At 67.5% G+C, this 6,018-nt stretch carries 5 protein-coding genes; 3 read left to right on the top strand and 2 right to left on the bottom strand.

Going from position 1 to position 6,018, the window contains the following annotated elements; genetic code table 11:
- Position 1 precedes the first annotated feature (1 nt).
- On the top strand, positions 2-1,039 hold the full coding sequence (locus QQK43_RS17935) for a polysaccharide biosynthesis protein (RefSeq protein ID WP_284308857.1): 1,038 nt from the start codon (positions 2-4) through the stop codon (positions 1,037-1,039).
- A complete protein-coding gene (wecB, locus tag QQK43_RS17940) occupies positions 1,036-2,172 on the top strand; it encodes a non-hydrolyzing UDP-N-acetylglucosamine 2-epimerase (protein ID WP_284308851.1) in 1,137 nt (378 codons plus the stop codon). Before QQK43_RS17935 ends, wecB begins: the two co-directional genes overlap by 4 nt.
- 22 nt (positions 2,173-2,194) lie before the next feature.
- On the opposite strand, the gene QQK43_RS17945 is transcribed toward wecB, so the two are convergent.
- Complete coding sequence (locus tag QQK43_RS17945; RefSeq protein ID WP_284308852.1) at positions 2,195-4,042, bottom strand: hypothetical protein; 1,848 nt, start codon at positions 4,040-4,042, stop codon at positions 2,195-2,197.
- 209 nt (positions 4,043-4,251) lie between these two features.
- Between QQK43_RS17945 and QQK43_RS17950 the strand changes: the two genes are divergently transcribed.
- Entirely contained in the window at positions 4,252-5,229 is a 978-nt protein-coding gene (locus tag QQK43_RS17950; RefSeq protein ID WP_284308853.1) for a sulfonate ABC transporter substrate-binding protein, read from the top strand.
- 189 nt (positions 5,230-5,418) lie between these two features.
- On the opposite strand, the gene QQK43_RS17955 is transcribed toward QQK43_RS17950, so the two are convergent.
- A partial coding sequence (locus QQK43_RS17955; protein WP_284308854.1) for a rhodanese-like domain-containing protein occupies positions 5,419-6,018 on the bottom strand: 600 nt, incomplete at its 5' end.

The following is a 6,018-nucleotide window of genomic DNA, read 5'->3' on the forward strand; positions in this document are numbered from 1 at the left end:
CTTGCTGAAAGGGAAGATCTTGGCCATCACCGGGGGCACGGGGTCTTTCGGCGAAACCATTGCCCGACGGGCGTTGCGCGAGGGGGTGGCCGAACTCCGCATCTTCAGCCGCGACGAAAACAAGCAGCACCACCTGCGGCTGGCACTGAACGACTCGCGGGTGCGCTTCCACATTGGCGACGTGCGGCAAAGCGACGGCCTGCTCGATCTGTTGCGCGGGGTCGATCTGCTGTTCCACGCCGCGGCGCTCAAGCAGGTGCCTTCGTGCGAGTTCCATCCGCTGGAGGCGATCCGCACCAACGCACTGGGTGCCGAAAACGTGCTGGACGCTGCCCTGGCGCGGGAGGTGGGGGCGGTGGTGTTGCTCAGCACCGACAAGGCGGTCTACCCGATCAACGCCATGGGCATGTCCAAGGCACTCATGGAGAAGCTGGCCATTGCCAAGGCACGTCGCTGGCCCGACGGGCCGACCCGCATCTGTGTCACGCGGTACGGCAACGTGATGGCATCGCGCGGTTCGGTCATTCCGCACTTCGTCGAACAGATCAGACAGGGCCAGGCCCTGACGCTCACCGACCCGCGCATGACGCGCTTCATGATGTCGCTGCCCGATGCGGCGGAGCTGGTGCTCGAAGCCTGTGCCCGGGGTGGCCATGGGGACATCCTGGTCCAGAAGGCGCCTGCGGCCACGGTGCTCGATCTGGCCGAGGCGCTGATCGAGATCTTCGGCGGCCGCACGCCGTTGCAGAACATGGGCGCCCGCCACGGCGAGAAGCTGCACGAAACCCTGGTGGCGCACGAAGAGATGGCGCGTGCCGCCGACGGCGACCGCTACATCCGGATTCCGCCCGATGGGCGCGACCTCGACTACGCCGGCTTCTTCTCCGATGGCGGCGTGATGCTCGACGACGCCGACGACTTCAGTTCCCGCAACGCCCGCCGGCTCGATCGTGCCGAACTGATCGAGCTGCTGCTGGGCCTGGATTACATTCAGGCGCAACTGGGTGCTTCTCAACCGGTGCAGGAGCCCAAGGCATGAAGCGCAAGGTGATGACCGTGGTGGGCACCCGTCCCGAGCTGATCAAGATGTCGCGGGTGATCGACAAGCTGGACCGGGCCTTCGATCACGTGCTGGTCCATACCGGGCAGAACCACGATGACGCCCTGGCACGGATTTTTTTCGAGGATCTGGAGATCCGGGCGCCTGACCACCACCTGGCTGTCGCTGGCGGCAATGCGATGACAACGGTGGCCCGTGTCATCGAGGGTGTCGATGCGCTTCTGGAGGCCGAACGCCCCGAGGCGCTGGTCGTGTACGGCGACACCAATTCGGGCTTGTGCGTGCTGGCGGCCAAGCGTCGACGGATTCCTGTTTTCCATCTGGAGGCGGGCAACCGCTGTTTCGACGATCGGGTCCCCGAGGAGCTCAACCGCCGCGTCATCGATCACGCCAGCGATGTCAATCTGGTGCTGACCGAACACGCCCGCCGCCACCTGCTGGCCGAGGGCCTGCCCGCCGATCGGATCTACAAGCTTGGGTCGCACATGCCGGAAGTGCTGGCGCACCAGCGCGAGCGCATCGCTGCTTCCGACGTGCTGGAGCGCCTAGGGCTGGTGCCCGACCGGTTCTTCGTTGCCAGTCTGCACCGCGAAGAAAACGTCGACGACCCGGCCCGGCTCCGTCACCTCATTGATGGCCTGCTGGCGCTGGCCGACAGCCACGGCATGCCCGTGATCGTCTCCACCCATCCACGCACCAGAGCCCGGCTCGCGGTGGCCGGTCGCGACCTGGCGCACGGGCCGATCCGCTTCCTGCCACCGTTCTCGTTCTCGGATTACATCCGGCTGCAGCAGGCCGCGTTCTGTGTCATCTCCGACAGCGGGACGATCACCGAGGAGGCATCCCTGCTGGGTCTGCCGGCCGTGTCGGTACGCGACTCGCACGAGCGGCCCGAAGGCGTGGATGCCGGGGTTCTGGTTTTCTGCGACGCGCGTGCAGACCGGCTGGTGGAGGCGGTTCGCATCGTGCGTGACGGTTTTTCGCGAGCCGCCGCAGACCGCCGCCCGGTTTCCGACTACGAGGCCGGCGCCGTTTCCGACGCCGTGGTGCGGATCGTTGCCAGCTTGATCGACGCGGTCAACGAACGCACCTGGCGACGCCCGCGCATCTGAGCGGGGGCTCGCGCCGCGCGGTTCAGTCGCGTGGTTTCTGGCCGAACCGGAGGGAGATCGTGCGCAGCAACTGGGTCAGCCGCCACGAACGCGAGGCGTAGACGCGATCGAGTTCCTCGCGTATGGCGTGCCCCGTCTCGATCTCCTGGGCCTGGCTGGCAATGGCCTTGACCAGGGAGCCGCCTTTCTGGGCCGCCCGCTGGAGCAGGTCCTGGGTGGCGCGCCATTCCTGCTCGATCCGTTGCCGCTCCGGCGACGTCGCAGGCGGCGTTTGCGGGTGGACAAGCAGCCCGGCGCGCGCATCGGTTTCGGCCCGCACGACCGCCATCGCCCGGGCCAGGGCTTTTTCTGCCGCGGGCAACACATCAGAGGGCGGCAGCACGCTGCCGGCAAGCAACCGGGCCAGTGTGTGCTGGAGCAGGCTAAGCTGGTTGCGCAGCAGGCGGATATCGTCCTGCCCTGCCGGGGCCCGGAGCTGCGTCTCTTCCCCGTGTTCGCCCGTCAACAGGGCCTGTCCCCATTGGCCCGGCAGCGACAGCAGCAGGTCGTTGAAGTGGGCGCGCAACGGGGCTTCGAGGCTGTCGTCCGTCCTGGCCCGGGCGATGGCCTGGCGCAGGGGCTCGTCTTCCGCCAGCCAGGCCAGGGTCTCGACCGGGTGCAGGAGCAGTTCTGTGGCCAGCGCGGCGAGCAGGGCAGACGACCACTCAGTGGCCCCGGCCACGACCTCGTCAGCCAGCACGGCCAAATCGGCCAGGGGCGATGGCGTGGTGCGGCCCCTGTCGGTATGTCCGCGGGGGGCGAATGCCCGGGTGCCCGGTGCGCCAACCAGGGCATGCGTGCGCTCATGGGGATGTGCGGGCGGCGCGATGCGGTCGATCGCGTCGAAGACGCTGTCCTTGGGGTGGTTCAGCAGCACGCTGAGCAGGCTCGTCATCGCCGGCCCGTGCAGGAATACCGGTGTGCGTCCGGTTTCCACCAGGCGCTCGAAGACGTTTCGGTATTCCTGGCATTCGGCGGGTGCCGACAGCAGGTTCACGATGAACGGGTCGTTGTGGAAGTAGGCGTCGTAGCGCTGGAAAAGTTGCCAGGCTTCTTCGCCGTCGTTCTGATTGGCCTTGTGCTTCATCAAGGCCCACCAGCAGTCGTAGGCGAGGTTCGGGTCGGTGTCTGCTCGCGAAAAGATGCCGGGCATCCAGACGTTGTTGAGGAAGGCCTGGAAGCCGTCGTCGCCTGCCTTGTAAATGGCATTGCCATTGAGGTGCATCTGGATTTCGTGCGTCAACCGCTGCCTGCCGGCGAACGTGGACCCGATGATCCAGGCCCGTGCATTGGCCGCGATCACGGCCTGCGCCGACTCCAGCCATCCCGCTTGCACCGGGAGACAGTCCAGCTCGGTCTGCAGGGTGAACCCGCCAAATTGCCGGGCGAACTGCATGGTCTGCTGGAACAGCAGGTTGGGGCCCGCCTTGTTGCCGAAGCGGCCGTGCATGTGCGTGGCTCCGCGCACGTACAGATCGCGATCGCCTTCCAGCCCGGCACTGTGCGCGTGGCAAGCGGCGAAACACTCTGCCAGGCTGGGGAACGCCCGGAACACGGCTTCGGCTTTCGCCAGGGCTTCTGGGGGGGCGTTGTTGACCACCACCAGGAGGTGGGGCTTGCGGGCGTGGCGCCGCGTCACGGGGAAAAAGCGCGGATCCGACCACAGGGCCAGAAGGTCTCGGAAGCGGTGGTCGATGTCGCTCGCGAGGATGGGCACGGCTACGCAGCCCAACCGGGTGTCCGGACCGCAGCTGCGCGCACCGGCAGTGTCTTCCAGGGTGGACGTCTCTTCGGCATCCAGCCGCCACTGTTCGTCCCGCATTCCGCCCATCCCGTGCTCCAACGTAAGTCCGTGTATTGCTTCGATCTGCACCGATGCGGCGCAACGTCCGACATGGTAGCCGCCCGAGCCAGGTGATCGATGCCAGAACCGCTGGTGCGCCGCTCGTTTGTGCATATCGATCTGCGCTTTGCTTCGTCGACGTGCCCGCCCTGGCCCCCTACGCTGACAGCCTGTTTCATCAACAAGCCGATCACCGCATGAAAAACCGTTTGAACCGTCGACAACTGGGGGCCGCGCTGGCGGCGCTTTCCGCCGCCTCGCTGCTGGGGCTGAAGGCCGGCCCGGCAGCCGCCCAGGCCCTGCCCAAGGAGGTGCGCATCGGCTTCCAGAAAGGCTCGGCCGTGCTGGTGCTGACCAAGAAGCAGGCGGTCATTGAAAAGCGCCTGAAGGCGCTGGGCGTGGACAGCGTGAAGTGGGTCGAATTCCAGTTCGGCCCGCCCATGCTCGAAGCGCTGGGCGCCGGGGCCATCGACCTGGGATCGGTGGGCGACACGCCGCCCATCTTCGCGCAGGCGGGGGGTGCCGATCTGGTCTACGCCGCGGCCACGCCGTCGGCCCAGCACGCGGTGCTGGTGCCCAAGAACTCGCCGATCAAGACCGTGGCCGAACTGAAGGGCAAGAAGGTGGCGTTCGGCAAGGGGTCGAGCGCCCAGAACGTCACGGTCAAGGCCCTGGCACTGGCGGGCCTGAAGTTCAGCGATATCCAGCCAACCTACCTGTCGCCGGCCGATGCGACAGCCGCGTTCAATGGCGGCAACATCGACGCCTGGGTGGTGTGGGACCCGTACTACGCCATTGCCGAAGAACGCTATGGTGCGCGCTCCATCGCCGACACGGCGGACCGGCGGCTGGCCAGTTCGTCCTACTACATCGCGTCCAGGCGCTTCGCGCACCAGTACCCGGGCGTGCTGTCCACGGTACTGGACGAAATCCGCAAGACCACCGAATGGGCCGGGCAGAACCGGGCCGAACTGGCGGCGCTGGCGGCCGAAGCCACGGGCATCGACGTCAAGTCCTGGACCGCCGCTTTTGATCGCGCCGAGTTCTCGCTCGGCCCGGTGACCGACGCGCATCTGGCCCAACAGCAGCAACTTGCCGACACCTTCCAGTCGCTGGGCATCATTCCGCGCAAGATCAACGTGAGCGAGATCGTCTGGCGCTGGAAAGACCAGTGAGCGTGCCCGTGCAGTCCACATTCGCCCCGGAGGGAACCATGGGGGTGGAAACGGGGGCGCATGTGCTGGCCTGATGCTGTCAGGCGCTGTCGATGGCCGTCCATCAGCGGTCATCGGTTCACAGGCCCGCGTCATCGCGGGCCTTTTTTTGTACCGTCCGTGCGCAGCACCGCGGCATGCCGGGCCGGCTCAGATCACCCGGAAACCGTGTGTGCCGTCGCGACCCAGTTGTTCGACCAGGCCGAACTCCCAGTCCAGGTAGCCCTGCATGGCCTCGCGCGGGTTGTCGGTGCCTTCGTAGGGGCGCCGGTAGCGGTCGATGCGCGGGCTGGCCAGGCGCTGTTCACCCGCTTCGGCCGGCAGCCCGGCCGCGAACCAGGCGCCGTTGCCACCGTCGAGCACCTGCACCGTGGCGCCCTCTGTGGCCTGGGCCAGCTCGGCGGCGGCGAAGGGCGACAGCAGGCCGCTGTCGCAGGTCAGCACGTAGCGCCGGGCGCGCGGGATGCGTGCCACGGCCTGGGCGAGCTGCGAGCGCAGCGCGAACCACGCGCCCGGAATGTGTCTTCGCACGTGCTGGGCACTGGGCGCGAGATCGATCACGGCGACGCTGCCGGCGGGCTCGTGCGCCAGGGCGTCGGCCAGCGCCTGCGGGGCGATGTGCGCCACCGGCTGCGTGGGCACCGGCAGCGCCAGCGGGGCCGCGCCGGTTTCGGTGAAGTCGCCCGGCGTGGCGCCGTCCAGCACCCACACGTCCCAGCCCATCTGGGCCAGCCACGACGCGGTCATGTC

It is taken from the genome of Hydrogenophaga electricum, from assembly GCF_030160815.1.
Lineage (GTDB): Bacteria > Pseudomonadota > Gammaproteobacteria > Burkholderiales > Burkholderiaceae_C > Hydrogenophaga > Hydrogenophaga electricum.

What these genes read in the sequence shown, in the direction of transcription:
- wecB (WP_284308851.1), top strand. Translation starts at nt 1,036, where the DNA reads ATGAAGCGCAAGGTGATGACCGTGGTGGGCACCCGTCCCGAGCTGATC.
- QQK43_RS17945 (WP_284308852.1), bottom strand. Translation starts at nt 4,042, where the DNA reads ATGGGCGGAATGCGGGACGAACAGTGGCGGCTGGATGCCGAAGAGACG.
- QQK43_RS17950 (WP_284308853.1), top strand. Translation starts at nt 4,252, where the DNA reads ATGAAAAACCGTTTGAACCGTCGACAACTGGGGGCCGCGCTGGCGGCG.